The organism is Coprococcus intestinalis (assembly GCF_023656595.1).
GTDB classification, from domain to species: Bacteria; Bacillota; Clostridia; order Lachnospirales; family Lachnospiraceae; genus Coprococcus_A; species Coprococcus_A intestinihominis.
The window spans coordinates 1-18,488 of record NZ_JAMOKJ010000014.1 but is presented as its reverse complement, the minus strand read 5'-3'; the positions used below and the strand labels follow the sequence as shown (position 1 = coordinate 18,488).

Annotated in this window: 30 protein-coding genes; 29 read left to right on the top strand and 1 reads right to left on the bottom strand. The window is 41.7% G+C overall.

Annotated features, from left to right (window positions below):
• Positions 1–13 precede the first annotated feature (13 nt).
• The 29 genes from rpsC to truA all read left to right on the top strand — a co-directional run bounded on the left by rpsC (position 14) and on the right by truA (position 16,260).
• Positions 14–676: a 30S ribosomal protein S3 gene (gene rpsC, locus NBH03_RS10905; RefSeq protein WP_015513754.1), complete on the top strand. Its 663-nt coding sequence runs from the start codon at positions 14–16 to the stop codon at positions 674–676.
• The gene (gene rplP, locus NBH03_RS10900; RefSeq protein ID WP_015513753.1) at positions 676–1,113 is read left to right on the top strand and encodes a 50S ribosomal protein L16; all 438 of its coding nucleotides are present in this window, start codon (positions 676–678) and stop codon (positions 1,111–1,113) included. The genes rpsC and rplP overlap by 1 nt, the downstream gene beginning before the upstream one ends.
• Positions 1,103–1,312 carry a 50S ribosomal protein L29 gene (gene rpmC / locus NBH03_RS10895; RefSeq protein ID WP_117527649.1) on the top strand — a complete coding sequence of 70 codons (210 nt, stop codon included), beginning with the start codon at positions 1,103–1,105 and terminating at the stop codon, positions 1,310–1,312. The genes rplP and rpmC overlap by 11 nt, the downstream gene beginning before the upstream one ends.
• A 26-nt stretch (positions 1,313–1,338) precedes the next feature.
• Positions 1,339–1,596, top strand: coding sequence for a 30S ribosomal protein S17 (gene rpsQ, locus NBH03_RS10890; protein WP_117540821.1), 258 nt, complete (start codon positions 1,339–1,341; stop codon positions 1,594–1,596).
• Positions 1,597–1,626: 30 nt separating this feature from the next.
• Positions 1,627–1,995: a 50S ribosomal protein L14 gene (gene rplN / locus NBH03_RS10885; protein WP_015513752.1), complete on the top strand. Its 369-nt coding sequence runs from the start codon at positions 1,627–1,629 to the stop codon at positions 1,993–1,995.
• Positions 1,996–2,020: 25 nt separating this feature from the next.
• A complete protein-coding gene (gene rplX / locus NBH03_RS10880) occupies positions 2,021–2,332 on the top strand; it encodes a 50S ribosomal protein L24 (RefSeq protein ID WP_117527670.1) in 312 nt (103 codons plus the stop codon).
• A gap of 22 nt (positions 2,333–2,354) precedes the next feature.
• Positions 2,355–2,894 (top strand): 50S ribosomal protein L5, encoded by a 540-nt coding sequence (gene rplE, locus NBH03_RS10875; RefSeq protein WP_117540819.1) that lies wholly within the window; start codon positions 2,355–2,357, stop codon positions 2,892–2,894.
• A gap of 14 nt (positions 2,895–2,908) precedes the next feature.
• Positions 2,909–3,094, top strand: coding sequence for a type Z 30S ribosomal protein S14 (locus NBH03_RS10870; RefSeq protein WP_015513750.1), 186 nt, complete (start codon positions 2,909–2,911; stop codon positions 3,092–3,094).
• A 24-nt stretch (positions 3,095–3,118) separates the two neighbouring features.
• Positions 3,119–3,514 (top strand): 30S ribosomal protein S8, encoded by a 396-nt coding sequence (gene rpsH / locus NBH03_RS10865; RefSeq protein ID WP_117527654.1) that lies wholly within the window; start codon positions 3,119–3,121, stop codon positions 3,512–3,514.
• Positions 3,515–3,715: 201 nt separating this feature from the next.
• Positions 3,716–4,258, top strand: coding sequence for a 50S ribosomal protein L6 (rplF, locus tag NBH03_RS10860; protein WP_015513748.1), 543 nt, complete (start codon positions 3,716–3,718; stop codon positions 4,256–4,258).
• A gap of 19 nt (positions 4,259–4,277) precedes the next feature.
• Entirely contained in the window at positions 4,278–4,646 is a 369-nt protein-coding gene (rplR, locus tag NBH03_RS10855) for a 50S ribosomal protein L18 (RefSeq protein WP_015513747.1), read from the top strand.
• A gap of 17 nt (positions 4,647–4,663) precedes the next feature.
• Entirely contained in the window at positions 4,664–5,173 is a 510-nt protein-coding gene (gene rpsE / locus NBH03_RS10850; RefSeq protein ID WP_015513746.1) for a 30S ribosomal protein S5, read from the top strand.
• Positions 5,174–5,186: 13 nt separating this feature from the next.
• Positions 5,187–5,369 carry a 50S ribosomal protein L30 gene (gene rpmD, locus NBH03_RS10845; RefSeq protein ID WP_015513745.1) on the top strand — a complete coding sequence of 61 codons (183 nt, stop codon included), beginning with the start codon at positions 5,187–5,189 and terminating at the stop codon, positions 5,367–5,369.
• 25 nt (positions 5,370–5,394) lie between these two features.
• The gene (rplO, locus tag NBH03_RS10840) at positions 5,395–5,835 is read left to right on the top strand and encodes a 50S ribosomal protein L15 (RefSeq protein WP_215690607.1); all 441 of its coding nucleotides are present in this window, start codon (positions 5,395–5,397) and stop codon (positions 5,833–5,835) included.
• Complete coding sequence (secY, locus tag NBH03_RS10835) at positions 5,835–7,163, top strand: preprotein translocase subunit SecY (protein ID WP_227082003.1); 1,329 nt, start codon at positions 5,835–5,837, stop codon at positions 7,161–7,163. The genes rplO and secY overlap by 1 nt, the downstream gene beginning before the upstream one ends.
• Before the next feature lie 123 nt (positions 7,164–7,286).
• On the top strand, positions 7,287–7,931 hold the full coding sequence (locus NBH03_RS10830) for an adenylate kinase (RefSeq protein WP_015513742.1): 645 nt from the start codon (positions 7,287–7,289) through the stop codon (positions 7,929–7,931).
• Between the two features lies 1 nt (position 7,932).
• Positions 7,933–8,685, top strand: coding sequence for a type I methionyl aminopeptidase (map, locus tag NBH03_RS10825; protein WP_015513741.1), 753 nt, complete (start codon positions 7,933–7,935; stop codon positions 8,683–8,685).
• 6 nt (positions 8,686–8,691) lie between these two features.
• Positions 8,692–8,976, top strand: a complete 285-nt coding sequence (locus tag NBH03_RS10820; RefSeq protein WP_147322305.1) for a KOW domain-containing RNA-binding protein — start codon at positions 8,692–8,694, stop codon at positions 8,974–8,976.
• Positions 8,977–9,195: a translation initiation factor IF-1 gene (gene infA / locus NBH03_RS10815; protein WP_015513739.1), complete on the top strand. Its 219-nt coding sequence runs from the start codon at positions 8,977–8,979 to the stop codon at positions 9,193–9,195. It begins immediately after the preceding gene.
• 152 nt (positions 9,196–9,347) lie between these two features.
• Positions 9,348–9,461, top strand: coding sequence for a 50S ribosomal protein L36 (gene rpmJ / locus NBH03_RS10810; RefSeq protein WP_005339020.1), 114 nt, complete (start codon positions 9,348–9,350; stop codon positions 9,459–9,461).
• Positions 9,462–9,754: 293 nt separating this feature from the next.
• Complete coding sequence (gene rpsM / locus NBH03_RS10805) at positions 9,755–10,126, top strand: 30S ribosomal protein S13 (RefSeq protein ID WP_015513738.1); 372 nt, start codon at positions 9,755–9,757, stop codon at positions 10,124–10,126.
• Between the two features lie 19 nt (positions 10,127–10,145).
• On the top strand, positions 10,146–10,541 hold the full coding sequence (gene rpsK / locus NBH03_RS10800; protein WP_015513737.1) for a 30S ribosomal protein S11: 396 nt from the start codon (positions 10,146–10,148) through the stop codon (positions 10,539–10,541).
• A gap of 18 nt (positions 10,542–10,559) precedes the next feature.
• Positions 10,560–11,153: a 30S ribosomal protein S4 gene (gene rpsD, locus NBH03_RS10795; protein ID WP_015513736.1), complete on the top strand. Its 594-nt coding sequence runs from the start codon at positions 10,560–10,562 to the stop codon at positions 11,151–11,153.
• Between the two features lie 74 nt (positions 11,154–11,227).
• The gene (locus NBH03_RS10790; RefSeq protein ID WP_117527658.1) at positions 11,228–12,187 is read left to right on the top strand and encodes a DNA-directed RNA polymerase subunit alpha; all 960 of its coding nucleotides are present in this window, start codon (positions 11,228–11,230) and stop codon (positions 12,185–12,187) included.
• A 42-nt stretch (positions 12,188–12,229) separates the two neighbouring features.
• Positions 12,230–12,754: a bL17 family ribosomal protein gene (locus NBH03_RS10785; RefSeq protein ID WP_015513735.1), complete on the top strand. Its 525-nt coding sequence runs from the start codon at positions 12,230–12,232 to the stop codon at positions 12,752–12,754.
• A 210-nt stretch (positions 12,755–12,964) separates the two neighbouring features.
• Positions 12,965–13,861 carry an energy-coupling factor transporter ATPase gene (locus tag NBH03_RS10780; protein WP_250799596.1) on the top strand — a complete coding sequence of 299 codons (897 nt, stop codon included), beginning with the start codon at positions 12,965–12,967 and terminating at the stop codon, positions 13,859–13,861.
• Positions 13,842–14,717, top strand: coding sequence for an energy-coupling factor transporter ATPase (locus NBH03_RS10775; RefSeq protein ID WP_250799595.1), 876 nt, complete (start codon positions 13,842–13,844; stop codon positions 14,715–14,717). Before NBH03_RS10780 ends, NBH03_RS10775 begins: the two co-directional genes overlap by 20 nt.
• Complete coding sequence (locus NBH03_RS10770) at positions 14,714–15,514, top strand: energy-coupling factor transporter transmembrane component T family protein (protein ID WP_215690603.1); 801 nt, start codon at positions 14,714–14,716, stop codon at positions 15,512–15,514. Before NBH03_RS10775 ends, NBH03_RS10770 begins: the two co-directional genes overlap by 4 nt.
• Before the next feature lie 2 nt (positions 15,515–15,516).
• Positions 15,517–16,260 carry a tRNA pseudouridine(38-40) synthase TruA gene (gene truA, locus NBH03_RS10765; protein WP_227082000.1) on the top strand — a complete coding sequence of 248 codons (744 nt, stop codon included), beginning with the start codon at positions 15,517–15,519 and terminating at the stop codon, positions 16,258–16,260.
• A gap of 68 nt (positions 16,261–16,328) precedes the next feature.
• Here the strand turns inward: truA and NBH03_RS10760 are convergent, their stop codons facing one another.
• Positions 16,329–18,131 (bottom strand): ABC-2 transporter permease, encoded by a 1,803-nt coding sequence (locus NBH03_RS10760; RefSeq protein WP_250799594.1) that lies wholly within the window; start codon positions 18,129–18,131, stop codon positions 16,329–16,331.
• Positions 18,132–18,488 lie beyond the last annotated feature (357 nt).

Here is an 18,488-nt window from a genome sequence, read left to right as displayed (position 1 = left end):
GAGGAAGTAAGCAATGGGACAGAAAGTTAATCCTCACGGCCTCAGAGTCGGTGTTATTAAGGATTGGAATTCCAGATGGTATGCTGATGCTGATTTTGCTGACAACCTGATCGAAGACCACAAGATCAGAACATACCTGAAGAAGAGATTATACAGTGCCGGTGTTTCTAAGATTGAAATCGAAAGAGCATCTGACAGAGTAAAAGTAATCGTATATACAGCTAAACCGGGCGTTGTTATCGGACGTCAGGGTTCTGAAATCGAAAAAGTTAAAGCAGAACTGAAACAGTTCACAAACAAAAAGCTTTTAATTGATATCAAAGAAGTTAAACTGCCTGAATGTGACGCTCAGCTCGTTGCAGAAAACATTGCTGCACAGCTTGAAAACCGTATCTCTTTCAGACGTGCAATGAAATCTTCCATGCAGAAGACAATGCGTTCAAGAGGCGGCGTTAAAGGTATTAAGACAAGCGTAAGCGGTCGTCTTGGCGGTGCTGATATGGCTCGTACAGAGTTCTACAGCGAAGGTACTATTCCACTTCAGACATTAAGAGCAGACATCGATTATGGCTTCGCAGAAGCTAACACAACTTACGGTAAAGTTGGTGTTAAGACATGGATCTACCATGGCGAAGTTCTTCCAGTAAAGGGCAATAAGGAAGGGAGCGATAAATAATGTTAATGCCAAAAAGAGTAAAACGTCGTAAGCAGTTCCGTGGCTCTATGGCCGGAAAAGCACAGCGTGGTAATAAAATTTCTTATGGTGAATACGGTATCGTTGCAATGGAACCTGCTTGGATCAAATCCAACCAGATCGAGGCAGCCCGTGTTGCCATGACACGTTACATCAAACGTGGTGGTAAAGTTTGGATTAAAATTTTCCCTGATAAACCTGTAACTACAAAACCAGCTGAAACACGTATGGGTTCCGGTAAAGGTACACTGGAATACTGGGTAGCAGTTGTTAAGCCAGGTCGCGTAATGTTCGAAATCGCAGGCGTTCCTGAAGAAGTTGCTAAAGAAGCTCTTCGTCTGGCTACTCATAAGCTCCCTGTTAAATGCAAAATCGTTTCTCGCGCAGATTTAGAAGGCGGTGATAACAGTGAAAACTAATGAATATGTAAAAGATTTAAATACAAAGTCTGTTGACGAATTAGCTCAGGCTTTAGTAGAAGCTAAGAAGGAACTCTTCAATCTGAGATTCCAGAATGCTACTAACCAGTTAGAGAATACAAGCAGAATCAAAGAAGTTCGCAAAAATATTGCCAGAATTCAGACAGTGATCACTGAAAAGGCTAACGCTGCTGAATAATTTGGCGGAGAAAGGAGACTATTGTCGTGGAAGAAAGAAATCTTAGAAAGACAAGAGTAGGTAGAGTTGTCAGCAACAAAATGGACAAAACAATTGTTGTTGCCATTGAAGACCGTGTAAAACATCCTCTGTACAAGAAGATCGTAGATAGAACATACAAATTAAAAGCTCACGATGAAAACAACGAATGCAACATCGGTGACAGAGTTAAAGTAATGGAAACAAGACCTTTATCTAAAGATAAGAGATGGAGACTTGTTGAAATTGTCGAAAAAGCTAAATAATTAGTTCAGTAGAATTCAGGAGGTAAAGTCATGATTCAACAGGAGACAAGACTTCGTGTTGCTGATAATACAGGCGCAAAAGAACTGCTCTGTATCCGTGTTATGGGTGGTTCAACAAGAAGATATGCCAACATTGGTGATGTGATTGTTGCTACTGTTAAAGATGCAACACCAGGCGGAGTTGTTAAAAAAGGCGATGTTGTAAAAGCTGTTGTTGTTCGTACAGTTAAGGGCGCTCGCCGTAAAGATGGTTCATATATCAGATTCGACGAAAATGCTGCTGTTATCATCAAAGATGACGGAAATCCAAGAGGTACACGTATCTTTGGACCAGTAGCAAGAGAGTTACGTGAAAAACAGTTCATGAAGATCGTTTCACTGGCACCAGAAGTTCTGTAAGGAGGTGGCGACCGTGTCAGCAACAATGAGAATTAAAAAAGGCGATATGGTACAGATTATCGCTGGTAAAGATAAAGGCAAGTCCGGTAAAATTATTGCTATCAACCATAAAAAAGGCGTTGTATACGTTGAAGGTCTTAACATGATCACCAAACATACAAAACCTTCTATGGCTAATCAGCAGGGCGGTATCATCCATACAGAAGGTCCTATCGATGCTTCAAACGTTATGTACCTTTACAATGGTAAGCCGGCAAGAATTCAGTATCAGATCGTTGACGGTAAAAAAGTTCGTGCAGCAAAGGTTAAAGATCAGGCTGCAGTAGTAATTGATTAATTGACGAAAGGAGGACATGACGGTGAACAGATTACAGGAAAAATACAACAATGAGATCGTTCCAGCAATGATCGAAAAGTTTGGTTATAAGAATATCATGCAGGTTCCAAAGCTCAATAAGATTGTTATCAACATGGGCGTTGGCGAAGCAAAAGACAACTCCAAAGTATTGGATTCAGCAGTTAAAGATCTTGAGATCATCGCAGGTCAGAAAGCTGTTGTCACAAAGGCTAAAAAATCTATCGCTAACTTCAAGATCAGAGAAGGCCTTCCAATCGGTTGTAAAGTAACATTAAGAGGCGAAAAAATGTATGATTTCGCAGATCGTCTGATCAACCTGGCACTGCCACGAGTACGTGACTTCAGAGGTGTCAGCGCAAACTCCTTCGATGGCAGAGGTAACTATGCCCTTGGTATCAAAGAGCAGCTGATCTTCCCTGAAATCGAATACGATAAGGTAGACAAAGTCAGAGGTATGGATGTTATCTTCGTTACAACAGCCAACACTGATGAAGAAGCTCGTGAATTAATCCGTTTATTCGGTATGCCATACGTAAAATAAGGAGGTAGTGTTTCATGGCTAAGACAGCAATGAAAATCAAACAGCAGCGCAAACCTAAATTCTCCTCAAGAGAATACAATCGTTGCAGAATTTGCGGACGTCCACACGCTTACTTAAGAAAGTATGGTATCTGCAGAATTTGTTTCCGTGAATTAGCTTACAAGGGCGAAATTCCGGGTGTTAAGAAAGCAAGCTGGTAAGATTAGGAAGGGAGGAACCTTAGAATGACAGATCCAATCGCAGATATGCTGACAAGAATCCGTAATGCGAACACTGCAAAACATGATACAGTTGATGTTCCTGCATCAAAGATCAAAACAGAGATCGCAAGAATCCTTTTAGATGAAGGTTATATCAAAGCATACGAAATCGTAGAAGACGGCGTTGTTAAAACAATTAAGATCACACTGAAATATGGTGCTGATAAGAACCAGAAGGTTATCTCTGGACTTAAGAGAATCTCCAAACCTGGTCTTCGTGTGTACGCAGGTGTAGAAAATATGCCTAAGGTACTTGGCGGTTTAGGTATCGCTATTATTTCAACAAACAAAGGTATCGTTACAGATAAAGAAGCAAGAGCCATGAACGTTGGCGGCGAAGTTTTAGCATTTGTTTGGTAATTTATAAAATAGCAGAGCATAGGGCAAAGGGATGCGGATAAGCAAAACTGCTTATTCGGCCTGTGTGCAATGCAATTTGCTTTAAGAATCGCTTAAAGCTTGAAATCGATATTATATTCTAGTATAATATATAAGTCAAATTTACAAATCTACTGAAAACGGAGCGGAATGCTCCTGCAATTTAAGTAAGGAGGTACGGGCATGTCACGAATCGGAAGAATGCCAATCGCTATTCCTGCAGGCGTTACTGTTGAGATAGCAGAAAATAATAATGTGACTGTAAAAGGTCCTAAAGGAACTCTTGTTAGAGCTTTAGCACCTGAAATGGAGATTAAAATCGAAGATGGTCACGTTGTAGTTACAAGACCAAACGATTTAAAGAAGATGAAATCATTACACGGATTAACCAGAACACTGATCCACAACATGGTTGTTGGTGTTACTGAAGGTTACACAAAGAAACTTGAAGTAAACGGTGTAGGTTACAGAGCTCAGAAACAGGGTAAGACTCTTGTATTATCATTAGGTTATTCACATCCTGTAGAAATGACTGATCCGGAAGGTGTTACAACAACTCTTGAAGGTCAGAACATTATCATTGTATCAGGTATCGACAAAGAAAAAGTTGGCCAGTACGCTGCTGAAATCAGAGACAAGAGAAGACCTGAACCATATAAGGGCAAAGGTATCAAGTATGCTGATGAAGTAATCAGACGTAAGGTTGGTAAGACTGGTAAGAAATAATTAAAGGAGAGTGAATAGAATGGTTAACAAACAATCCAGAAGTGAGATTCGTGTTAAAAAACATAGAAGACTGCGTCATCATTTAGTAGGCACTGCACAGCGCCCACGTTTATCTGTGTTTAGAAGTAATAATCATATATACGCTCAGATTATCGACGATACTGTTGGTAATACACTTGTAGCTGCTTCCACAATGGAAAAGGCAATCAAAGACGAATTACAGTATACAGACAATGTTGCAGCTGCTGCAGCTGTAGGTACTGCTGTTGCTAAAAAGGCTCTTGAAAAAGGTATTACAGAAGTTGTCTTCGATAGAGGCGGATTTATTTATCAGGGTAAGATTCAGGCTTTAGCTGATGCAGCTAGAGAAGCTGGTCTTAAATTCTAGCACAGGGAGGAGAACACATGAAACGTACAATTATTGATGCTAGTCAATTAGAATTAACAGAAAAAGTAGTGTCAATTAAACGTGTAACTAAAGTTGTAAAAGGTGGACGTAACATGAGATTTGCAGCTTTAGTAGTTGTCGGTGACGGCAATGGACATGTTGGCGCTGGTTTAGGTAAAGCAACTGAAATTCCTGAAGCAATCCGCAAAGGAAAAGAAGATGCAATCAAGAAATTAATCGAAGTTCCACTTGATGAGAACTTAAGTATTACACATGATAATTTAGGAAAGTTCGGTGGTGCTTCCGTTCTCCTGAAGAGAGCTCCTCAGGGTACTGGTATCATCGCAGGTGGTCCTGCACGTAACGTGCTGGAACTTGCCGGCTACAAGAACATCCGTACAAAATCTCTTGGTTCCAACAACAAACAGAACGTTGTTCTTGCTACAATCGAGGGTCTCAGCAATCTTGTAACTCCAGAAGAAGTTGCTAAGAAGCGCGGCAAATCCATCGAAGAGATTTTAGGTTAAGGAGGCGTTTGTAATGGCAGAGAAATTAAAGATTACTTTAGTTAAATCTACAATTGGTGCAATTCCTAAACATAAAAAGACTGTTGAAGCTCTTGGTCTTAAGAAGCTGAATAAAACAGTTGAATTACCAGATAATGCAGCAACTAGAGGCATGGTTGCACAGGTTAAGCATTTAGTAAAAGTAGAAGAAATCTAATTCAGATTGCAAGGAGGTGCACGTAATGAACTTATCAGAATTAAAACCAGCTGCAGGTTCCACACACAGCGCTAACTTCAGAGTAGGCCGTGGTCATGGTTCAGGCAATGGCAAAACAGCAGGTAAGGGTCACAAAGGTCAGAAGGCACGTTCCGGCGCTCCAAGACCAGGTTTTGAAGGTGGCCAGATGCCTTTATACAGAAGACTTCCTAAGAGAGGCTTCACAAACAGAAATACAAAAGATATCGTAAGCATCAATATCACAGAATTAAACAGATTCGAAGATGGTGCTGTTGTTACAATCGAAACATTAGTTGAAAACGGCGTTATCAAAAACCCTAAAGATGGCGTTAAGATCCTTGGCAACGGTGAGCTTACGAAGAAATTAACAGTTAAAGCAAACGCATTCAGTGCGAGTGCTGCAGAAAAGATTCAGGCTCTTGGTGGAACTACAGAGGTGATCTAATGGCTAATACCAATTCAAATGGTGCAAGTCTCAAAAATATATTAAAGGTCCCTGAGATTCAGAAAAGACTTTTATTTACATTTTTGATTTTGGTTGTCGTCAGGTTTGGTGCTCAGATACCAATTCCTGGCGTAAGCCGGGATGTCTTTGCTTCATGGTTTGGCAACCAGTCAAATGGAGCAATGGATCTTTTTGATATGATGACAGGTGGTTCATTCAGCCAGATGTCAGTATTTGCACTGAGTATTACACCTTACATCACATCATCAATCATTATGCAGCTGATGACCATCATTATTCCTTCTCTCGAAGAGATGCAGAAGGATCAGGATGGACGTGAGAAGATGAAAGAGTATACTTTCTATCTTTCTATTGTATTAGCTGCCATCCAGTCTCTTGCTATGGGTATCGGATTCTACCGTGGTGGATATCTGGCATCTAAGAATGCACTGGGCCTGGTTATTGTAGTCGTTGCACTTGTTACAGGTGCTTGCGTACTGATTTATCTCGGTGAAGAGATCACTAAACATGGCGTCGGCAATGGTGTCTCCATGATCCTTTTATTCAACATCATTTCAAGACTGCCGCAGGATTTCAAAACACTGTATGATACATTCATGAGTGGTAAGAACATCGTGAAAGCGGGTCTTGCTCTCATCATTATTGTTGCTGTTATTCTGTTCATGTTTGTCTTTGTTGTTTATCTTCAGGACGCTTATATCAAGATTCCTGTACAGAACTCATCAAAGGTTCAGGGCAGACGCAGCGTGGGAAGCGTTGGCGATTATATTCCTTTCAAAGTGAATTCAGCAAACGTTATCCCTGTTATCTTTGCCGGTTCATTAATGTCACTGCCGAGTCTGATCACAACATTTGCTGGTAAGACACCAAGTGGTATTTTAGGTGAGATTATCAAAGTTCTGAATCAGAATAACTGGTTCAATATGTCGGCGCCGGTTTACAGTATTGGTGTTATCATCTATATTGTACTGGTTGTTGCTTTTGCTTATTTCTATACATCCATTACATTCAACCCTGTTGAAGTATCGGAACGTCTAAAGGAAAGAGGCAGTTTTATTCCGGGTCACAGACCTGGCAAACAGACAGCAGAATATCTGCAGTCTGTATCAAACAGCACCATTGTCATCGGCGCTGTTGGTCTTCTGATTGTTGCACTGGTACCTATTGTATTTTCAGGTTTATTCGGTGCCGATGTATCCTTTGGTGGTACATCATTGATCATTATTGTTGGTGTTATTATCGAAACAATCAGACAGATCGATTCAAAAGTTGAACAGAGACACTTGACTGGTATTTTCAGCAAGTAAGTTCGATTTTACAAAAGTTGTATAACAATGCAAAGATTCAGCGTTCGATTTATCGAAGGCTGAATACTTGCTGTTATAAAGTTACTATTAATCAATTGTTGGACATATGATTGGAGGATAATTATGAAAATAATTATGCTTGGAGCACCGGGTGCCGGTAAGGGTACTCAGGCTAAAATGATTGCCGAAAAATGCGGAATCCCACATATATCAACCGGAGATATCTTCAGAGCCAACATTAAGAATGGTACAGAACTGGGCGCAAAAGCCAAAGAATACATGGATAAGGGCCTTCTTGTACCGGACGAACTGGTCTGCGATCTCGTCGTTGATAGAATTCAACAAGCTGACTGTGAAAAAGGCTATATTCTGGATGGTTTCCCAAGAACAATTCCTCAGGCGGAAGCACTGGAAAATGCCCTTAATGCTATTGAACAAAAGCTGGATTATGCGATTGATATCGACGTTCCAGATGAGAATATAATCAATAGAATGTCCGGTCGCCGTGCTTGTGTTGGATGTGGAGCAACTTATCATGTGCTGTTCAATCCTACAAAGGTTGAAGGCAAATGTGATGTGTGCGGTGAATCGCTCATTCTCAGAGATGATGACAAACCGGAAACAGTTAAGAAACGTCTGGATGTTTATCATACTCAGACACAGCCATTGATTGACTTCTATACAGAAAGAAAAGTACTGGTTGAAGTAGACGGTACACAGTCAATGGACAAAGTCTTCGATGATATCATGAAGATTCTGGGAGAATAATATGGCAGTAACAGTAAAGTCTGAGAAGCAGATTGCACTTATGCGTGAAGCGGGAAGATTGCTGGCCATTACCCATGAGGAACTGCACAAAGCATTAAAGCCGGGAATGACAACACTTGATATAGACAGATTAGGAGAAGAGATTATCCGTGATTTCGGTTGCGTACCGAATTTCAAGAATTATAATGGATTCCCTGCTTCTATCTGTGTATCCATCAATGATGAAGTTGTTCACGGAATCCCTACTGATAAGAGAGTCCTGAAAGAAGGAGATATCGTCAGTCTGGATGCAGGGCTCATTTACAAAGGCTATCATTCAGATGCAGCCAGAACATGGGGAGTCGGAGAGATCAGTGCAGAAGCACAGAGACTCATTGATGTAACCAGGGAAAGCTTTTTTAAAGGTATCAGTTTTGCTAAAGAAGGGAATCATCTACATGAGATTTCCGCTGCTATTCAGGATTATGTTGAAGGAAACGGCTTTTCAGTTGTTCGTGACCTTGTAGGTCATGGCATTGGCACACATCTCCATGAAGATCCGGAGATACCGAATTTCCGTACAAAAGGAAGAGGTATCCGTTTAATGGCAGGTATGACATTGGCCATTGAACCAATGGTGAATGCCGGTACATGGGAAGTTGCCTATGAAGATGATGACTGGACGGTTGTAACAGATGACGGATCCTTATCTGCACATTATGAGAATACAATTCTTGTAACAAAAGATGGCTGTGAGATATTAACTCTTAGGTAAAGGGTGATGATGATGAAGAAGAAAGCGTTATCAGATAAATATCCGATTGGTCAGCTGGTGAGATCCAGACAGGGAAGAGATCAGAACAGACTTTATATTGTCACAGCAGTCGGGGACAGGAATCTTGATGCTGCAGATGGTACAAAGTGGACGGTTTCAAAACCCAAAAGAAAAAATCCTCTGCACCTGCAGAAGATTAACATCCGTATGGATGCAGAGATTACCGATGCAGATATAGTAAAAATTATTCAAACCTTTGAAAACAGGAAAGAAAATCAGGAGGACAAATAAATGTCAAAAGCAGATGTCATCGAAGTTGAAGGCGTAGTTGTTGAGAAACTGCCAAATGCCATGTTCAAAGTTGAACTTGAGAACAAACATGTTGTACTGGCACATATCAGCGGCAAGCTCAGAATGAACTTTATTAAAATCTTACCGGGAGATAAGGTAACGATTGAACTTTCTCCATATGATCTGACTAAGGGTAGAATTATTTGGAGAGATAAGTAAAATTAAAAAAACTGCTTGATTTCTATATTTTCATATGATATAATAGTCGGTGAGCGTTCTAAAATGGAATGAGCAGCCGGTACATGGCCACCGTTCTAAGAGGAACGGGGTTGCGTATGTGGATGTACATTCTATGAAAGGAGAGATTTATAATGAAGGTAAGATCTTCTGTAAAGCCTATCTGCGAGAAATGCAAGGTTATCAAGAGAAAAGGAAGCGTCAGAATTATCTGCGAAAATCCTAAACACAAACAGAGACAGGGTTAATTTTACTCTGTATTTCTGTCTGTAGTAACAGAATTGCCTTATTCCGGGCAATCGAAGTTATGCGGCTGCAGTGGGATACACCTGGATGGGTGTAAGCCTCACTATTATATATAATTGATCATAACAGATCACGTATCGTCATGACCGTCAAAATGACGATATTATTTACTAATATAAAGAACAAGAATGAATAATAAGAACAGTGGGAGGCGCTGTAAGCATTTCACCACACATAGCAATATGTGTGTTACAGTTTTGCCCCTGTTTAGGACAACTATCGGAGGTGTAATTACATGGCTCGTATCAGTGGTGTTGACTTACCAAGAGATAAACGAATTGAAATCGGCCTTACTTATGTATATGGTATCGGTAGAGCAACTTCAAATCGCCTTTTAAAGGAAGCTGGCGTTAATCCAGACACTCGTGTTAGAGACTTAACAGATGAAGAAGTTGGTAAAATCCGTGATGCAATCGATGCAGACAGCATCTTAATCGAAGGTGATCTTCGTAGAGAGATCGCTATTAATATCAAGAGATTACAGGAAATTGGTTGCTACAGAGGCATCCGTCACAGAAAAGGTCTTCCAGTTCGTGGTCAGAAGACAAAGACAAACGCAAGAACTCGTAAGGGTCCTAAGAAGACAGTAGCAAACAAGAAGAAGTAATTCAGGAGGTTAATGATCAATGGCTAAGAAAGTGACAAAGAAAGTTACAAAGAAGCGTGTCAGAAAAAACGTTGAACGTGGTCAGGCACATATTCAGTCATCTTTTAATAATACAATTGTTACACTTACAGATACAGAAGGCAATGCTTTATCATGGGCAAGTGCTGGTGGTCTTGGCTTCAGAGGCAGCCGTAAGTCAACTCCTTATGCTGCACAGATGGCAGCAGAGACAGCTGCAAAGGCTGCACTTATTCATGGTCTGAAGTCAGTAGAAGTTATGGTTAAGGGTCCTGGTTCAGGTCGTGAAGCCGCAATCCGTGCATTACAGGCATGCGGTATTGAAGTTACAAGCATCAGAGACGTAACACCTGTTCCTCATAACGGATGCCGTCCGCCAAAACGCAGAAGAGTCTAATAGGAGGGTGTAATAGATATGGCTAGAGAAATGGTTCCAGTTTTAAAAAGATGTAGAAGCCTTGGACTTGACCCACTCTACCTTGGTGTAGATAAGAAGTCCAACAGACAGTCTATTAGAGGCAATAGAAAGAAATCCGAGTACGGTAATCAGTTAAGAGAAAAACAGAAAGCTAAATTCATCTATGGTGTTCTGGAAAAACCTTTCAGAAACTACTTTGCTAAAGCAAGCCAGATGAAAGGCCAGACAGGTGAAAACCTGATGGTTATGCTTGAATGCCGTCTTGATAATATTATTTTCAGACTTGGTTTTGCAAGAACACGTAAAGAAGCAAGACAGATCGTAGATCACAAACATGTTTCCGTAAACGGCAAGCTTGTTAATATTCCTTCTTATCAGGTAAAACCTGGCGATGTTGTTGAAATCAGAGAAAAATTCAAAACTTCACAGAGATATAAAGACATCCTTGAGATGGCTGGCGGCAGAATGGTTCCTGAATGGCTTGAAGCAGATCAGGAAAACCTGAAAGGTGAAGTTAAAGCTCTTCCATTAAGAGAGCAGATTGATGTTCCTGTTGACGAAATGCTTATCGTTGAGTTGTATTCTAAATAATAATTTTTAGCTTGTTTGACAGGCTGATGGACTACCCTCAATTAGTTTCAAACCCATAAAGGAGGGCCAATTTAGTGTTTTATTTTGAAAAACCGAAAATAGAGATTGCAGAGATATCAGAAGATAACAAATACGGACGTTTTGTAGTTGAGCCTTTAGAGAGAGGCTACGGAATTACTCTTGGTAATTCCTTAAGAAGAATTATGCTTTCCTCTCTTCCAGGTGCTGCTGTCAGTCATGTAAAGATTGACGGTGTTGTCCATGAATTCAGTGCAATTCCTGGCGTTAAGGAAGACGTTACTGAGATTATCATGAACATCAAAAGTCTGGCAATCAAGAATACAAGTCTGACCAATGAGCCAAAATTAGCTTATATTGAATACGAAGGCGAAGGCGTCGTTACAGCGGCCGATATTCAGGTTGATCAGGATATCGAAATCATGAATCCGGATCAGGTGATCGCTACATTAAGTGGCGGTGCTGATTGCAAACTCTACATGGAGCTTACAATTACAAAGGGCAGAGGTTATGTCAGCTCAGATAAGAATAAGAGCGATGATTTACCAATCGGAGTACTTGCTGTAGATTCTATCTATACACCTGTTGAGCGTGTCAATATGACTGTTGAGAATACACGTGTAGGTCAGGTGACAGATTATGACAAACTCACTCTTGATGTCTATACAAATGGTACACTTGGACCAGACGAGGCTGTCAGTCTTGCTGCCAAAGTGTTGAGCGATCATCTGAATCTTTTCATTGATCTTTCTGAAAATGCCAAGACAGCAGAAGTTATGGTAGAAAAAGAAGACAATGAGAAAGAAAAAGTTCTTGAAATGAATATTGATGAGCTTGAATTATCCGTTCGTTCATATAACTGCCTGAAACGTGCTGGTATCAATACGGTTGAGGAGTTAACAAACAGAACAGCTGAAGATATGATGAAGGTAAGAAATCTTGGACGTAAATCACTTGAAGAAGTTCTTGCCAAACTGAAAGAACTTGGACTTCAGCTGAATCCGAGTGACGAATAATTCGCTCCGTTAGAATTTATCGATTTTTAAGGAGGATATACAATGGCAGGCTATAGAAAACTTGGAAGAACTTCCAGTCAGCGTAAAGCTTTGCTCAGAAATCAGGTAACTGATCTGTTATGCTACGGCAAGATTAAGACTACTGAAGCAAAAGCAAAAGAAATCAGAAAGATTGCCGAAGGCTTAATTGCACTTGGTGTTAAAGAAAAAGATAACTTTGATGAAGTAACTGTTCAGGCTAAGGTTGTTCGTAAGGACGCTAATGGCAAGAGAGTAAAAGAAGATGGCAAAGTTGTTTTTGATACAGTTGAAAAGACAATCAAAAAAGACAGACCATCCCGTTTACATGCTAGAAAGCAGATGGCAAAGGTTCTTTACACAAGAAAAGACATTCCTGCAGCTGCTGCTAAGAGAAAAGCCAATACAAAAGAAATCAATCTTCAGGATAAGTTATTTGGTGAATTAGCTGAGAAGTATGCTACACGTAACGGTGGTTATACAAGAATCGTCAAGATCGGTGAACGTAAAGGCGATGCAGCTATGGAAGTTATCATCGAATTAGTTTAATTCGGTTTGACTTAAATTCTGATAGACATATTGAAGGGGCTGTTGTAAGATATGCTTAGGCATATCTTACGGGGCCTCTTTTCTTTTTGGTTATTTGGAAGTTTTTTACATGCATAGGGGTGTATGGGCAAAGGGCGTCAACTGTTCGAGGTGCTTATGAAGAATTGCCAAATGACTGAAAAGGACAGAGATTATACAGGAGGAGTAAACATGGAAAAGATTATCCGGGCTCTGCATCTGATCCACGATTATGTGCAGAAGGATGAGAATGGCAATATTGAGTCGAAGAACAGAGTTCTGCGGGATATTTCTGTGGATATAGAGGCAGGAAGTTTTGTTGTTTTACTGGGACATAACGGTTCAGGCAAATCAACACTTGCCAGACATCTGAATGCATTGCTTCAGCCAACAGAAGGAACCGTATGGATTAACGGGCATGACACAAAAGAGCAAAGAGAATGGCTGGAGATAAGAAAGACCGCAGGAATGGTTTTTCAGAATCCGGATAATCAAATTATCGCCAGTGTTGTGGAGGAGGATGTGGCATTCGGTCCTGAAAATATGGGCGTGCCTACGGAAGAAATATGGCAGCGTGTGGCAAAGAGTCTGGAGAGTGTAGATATGGCAGCTTATCGGTATCATTCGCCGAATAAATTGTCAGGCGGTCAGAAACAGCGAATTGCTATTGCTGGCATTATGGCTATGAGGCCTTCCTGTATGGTATTGGATGAGGCAACAGCTATGCTGGATCCGTCAGGCCGAAGAGAGGTTCTGGAGGCTGTACATCGTCTAAATAAAGAAGAGAAAGTAACCGTTATCCTGATCACCCATCATATGGATGAGGCGGTGGATGCAGATCGTGTACTTGTTATGGATCAGGGGCAGATTGCCATGGATGGCACGCCAAAAGAGGTTTTTTCCAGAGTAGAGGAGCTTCAGAAATTGGAGCTGGATGTTCCCCAGATCACGGAGTTAGCCTGGCAGCTGAAACAGCAGGGGATGCCTTTTTCCGACGGTATTCTGACCCAGGAACAGTTTATTCATGAATTAGAACAGATTTTGCAGCCTGGAGGAAAGGGGACGGGATATGTCGCAGATTCGATTTGAGAATGTTAATTATATATATAGTGGCGGAACCACTTTTGAGAAACAGGCTCTGAAAGATGTTAGTTTCGCTGTTGAATCAGGTAGCTTTATCGGGGTGATCGGCCATACCGGATCCGGTAAGTCAACGTTGATCCAGCATATGAACGGATTAATCAGGCCAACCTCCGGCAAAATTTATTTTCACGATGAGGACATCACAGCGGATGGTTACAAGAAAAAGGAATTGCGTTCGAAAGTCGGTATTGTTTTTCAGTATCCGGAATATCAGCTATTTGAGATTGATGTACTGACGGATGTGGCTTTTGGGCCGAAGAATCTGGGATTATCTCAGGAAGAGTCCAGAATGCGGGCAATCGATGCGCTTCAGCTGGTGGGCATCAAAGAAGAACAATATACCTTATCACCTTTTGAATTATCAGGCGGTCAGAAACGCCGTGTGGCCATTGCAGGTGTTCTGGCGATGCAGCCGGAAGTGTTGATTCTTGATGAACCGGCGGCTGGATTAGACCCGGGAAGTCGGAAAGAGATCCTGGATACGATTGTGCATTTATACAGAGAAACCGGGATGACGGTTATATTATCTTCGCATTCTATGGAGGATATGGCGGAATACGCTGAGAGATTGCTTGTAATGAATCAGGGAGAACTGGTCATGGACGGCTTACCGCATGAAATTTTTGGTCGTTATAAGGAATTAGAGAAAATGGGACTTTCTGCGCCGAAGATGACCTATCTTATGCACAGTCTTGCGGGAAAAGGTTATGACTTATCCACAGATATCTTGACTGTATCCGATGCGGCAGAGGAAATTCTGAATTTATGGAGGAAGACGAGAATGGAGGACGGCGAGAAATGATACGAGACATAACCATTGGACAATATTATCCCCAGTCTTCCGTGATCCATCGTCTGGACCCGAGAGTAAAACTGCTTGGAACGGTTTTGTTTGTCATATCTGTTTTTTTGATTCACAGTGTTCCGGCTTTTATCATTGTGACGGCAGCGATGGTAGCTTTGATTGCGCTGTCAAAAGTACCGGTGAGCTTTATGCTGAAAGGGTTAAAATCCATTTTTATGATTATTCTCTTAACCTTTTGTTTCAGCCTTTTTCTGACGCCGGGAGACAGTTTATTTAAGATCGGTTTTTTGAATGCAACTGTACAGGGATTAAAGACAGGTCTTTATATGGTCATGCGTCTGAGTTATCTGATTATTGGCTCATCTCTGATGACATTGACCACAACACCGAACCAGCTGACAGATGGTCTTGAAAAAGGGTTGGGCTGTTTAAACAGGGTGCATGTGCCGGTACATGAGGTGGCGATGATGATGTCTATTGCCCTTCGATTTATTCCGATTTTACTGGAAGAAATGGACAGAATCATGAAGGCACAGCAGGCCAGAGGGGCAGACTTTGAGAGTGGTAATCTGATTCAGAGAGCAAAAGGGCTTGTACCGCTTCTGGTGCCGCTTTTTATCGCCGCAATCCGACGCGCCAATGATCTGGCTATGGCCATGGAAGCACGCTGTTATCACGGCGGACAGGGCCGTACAAAGATGAAGCCGCTGCATTATGAGAAAAGAGACCGGATGGCTTATTTGCTAATGGCTGTTTATATGATTGCCATTTGTGTGCTGAGAGGAGTGATGTAACTGTGCATAGAATTAAACTGACGGTGGCTTATGACGGCACAAACTACTGCGGATGGCAGGTGCAGCCGAATGGTGTTTCTATACAGTCAACACTTCAAAAAGCCATAGAAAATCTTCTTGGGGAGAAAACCGATGTGACAGGCGCCAGCCGGACGGATTCCGGGGTGCATGCCCTTGGACAGGTGGCGGTTTTTGACACAGACAAAAATATTCCTGACTGGAAATATGCCCTGGCCATTAATCAGCGTCTTCCAAAGGATATTGTGGTGCAGAAATCCGAGGAAGTGCCTTTGGATTTTCATCCCCGCTATACGGATGTGGAGAAAACATATGAATACCGGATTCTTAATCGGCGGACTCAGCTGCCGAAAGAGCGCTTATACAGTTATTTTGTCCCGAAAAAGCTGAACGTGGACAAGATGCGTGAAGCCGGTGTTTATCTGGTTGGTGAACATGATTTTAAATCCTTTTGTTCACAGAAGACAAAGGTGCTGAGTACTGTAAGAACTATCTATTCCCTTGAACTGATTGAAGAAGGAGATATTGTGACACTGCGTGTCAGCGGCAATGGCTTTCTGTACAATATGGTGCGTATTATCGCCGGTGTATTGATTAAGGTCGGACTGGAACAGAAAGAACCGGAGGAAGTCAGGGAAGCGGTAGAGCATCCGATGGGAAAGGCTGCGGGACCAACGGCGCCTGCACACGGATTGACACTGGTGGAGATTAAGTATCTATCAAATTGAACAGGTATCCATAAAACAAGCGACTGCTTCATGTCATTTTGAAGCAATCGCTTGTTTTAATCAGTGGATCAGTTCTGTTTTTCGCATGTGACAATATCTTTGCCGGAGTATGCAATGTGAACGTTATCACCTTTTTTCAACAGCAGCATGTCCTCGTGGGAGGCTGCCTTTGCACGATAAAGGGTATCATTTTCGCTAATCAGATAGATGTAAGTGTTACCGTTGATATCGATGTATTTGATATCCGTAATGGTAAGATTGGTTTCGGCATCTGCAACAGTTGGTTCAGAGATGTCGCTACTGCCTGTGACGCTGTTAGGAGCGTCGTTATCAGTACTGGTACTGTTGTCAGGCTGATTGTTGTTATTGTCAGCACTGCCACTTTCTATGCCAAGAAGCTGTTTGTATCTGTTCAGACATTCAGTCTGGGAGGAAGCGGTTGTAACGATATTATATTGTTCCACATTAACGGCGGCATAAAGCTTTACAAGACCGCTGGCGTCCTTTAAGACCATAATATAGGTAGGATGGCCTTCTACATTGATCAGGGACGGGAAACTGGCCTGATAACCTTTCTCCTGCACTTCACCTTCGGCGGCTGCCATCGCTGACTTTTCATCAGCACCGGCGATACTGTAATAATGGGCTTCACCCGTTCGCTCGTTGGCAAGTAAGAAACCAATATTGGAGCGGTCACCATTGACGGATGTGACACCTGTATAGATCCATATATCGCCATTTTTGGAAACATAACCATAATCAGAAACAGGGACATCGTCGTTTTCATCATCTTCATCTGCTTCATAAGTCGTGACCCGTTTGCAACCTTTTTTGCCAATCAGACTGTTCATGAAGCCGTTCTTAAGCGTACCGGACCAGTTGTATTGACGGCAAAGAAGATCTCCGTCCACAACAACATCGACCCAGTTTGGAACAACTGAAAGTGCATAGTGTGTCAGCTCGCCGGTTGATGGGTTCAGCGTAATCGCACCCGTGACAGTCTGACCACCGAACAGAGAAATTGTATTTTTGTAAACGGACATCACGTAATAAGGCTGTCCCTGCTCATCTATCTCAAAGTGAAGATTACCAAGGAGCAGCGTCGGATAGTGGAAACGGATATACCTTGCAGCATCCTCATGGAAATAAGCGGATGGTACATACGTCATCGGCTGGCTGCATTGTACATAGGAGGCCGACATGGACACTGGATTAACTGTAACATAGCCAGGTACGCCATCGGATTTATTTCCAATCCATTTAAAGAAACCGGCATAATCGAGTGCAGCGACTTTGGCGGGTTTCCCATTATAATCAATCTGTGTGTAGTCATCAGAAACATTGAACTGGCTGACGACATTAGATAAAGAACCGATTTCTCTGTCTCCGAGCATTCTTGCAGAGGCTGTGTCCATGAGGGCAATAGAGTCTGTGCCGAGAGATTCAGATAAATCATCAGAAAAGACAGCATCCTCTACATTGAGGATTGCGGCATATTTATGTGACGAAAAAACAGGTGAACCGCTGAGTGCAATTAACAGCAATGCGATAATTGCAATGAGTGGGAGGATGAAAAAAATGCCTTCATGTCCGCAGACATCTTTCCAGGTTTTTTGACCGGCAGCCTGATCCTGCATACGCCCGGCAGCTGCACTGCAAATAGTCAGTGATTTCAGAGCTGCAAAGACAAACAGTGCAATGATCAGTGTCAGCCAGAAAGCAATGGACTGTGGATTCAATGGTGTCAGAAAGAAATAAAAGCTGATAAATGCAATGACGATGACACCAATCAGACCGTTTATAACAGCATGCGCCTGGGCAGAAGCGTAGGATTGGTGACGCTTCTTAGAATATTTTTTTTTGATATTCATATCTTTTAAGGACTCCTTTACGTTGTTACACACTATTATAGCTGATAATAAATGAGAAAGACAGAGAGAATTAAGGGGAATAAAGCACCTTATCTAGCGAATGATGAGAATTGACGGATGAAGAGGTATGGGTTGATAAGAGTAGCAGAGATCCGAGGTGTGACGTTTTCTTAACAATATGGAAGCGCTTTGTGTCGTGTCAGATTTAATACAGGTAACAAAAAACGCATATAAAGGTGAGTTGCAAAAGTAACTTCTACTTTGCAGAAGTAAATTCTACTTTGCAGGGTTAAATTCTATACAAAATAGAAAAATAATGACTTAGATATATGAAATCCCTGAAAACGGAGTTAAAAT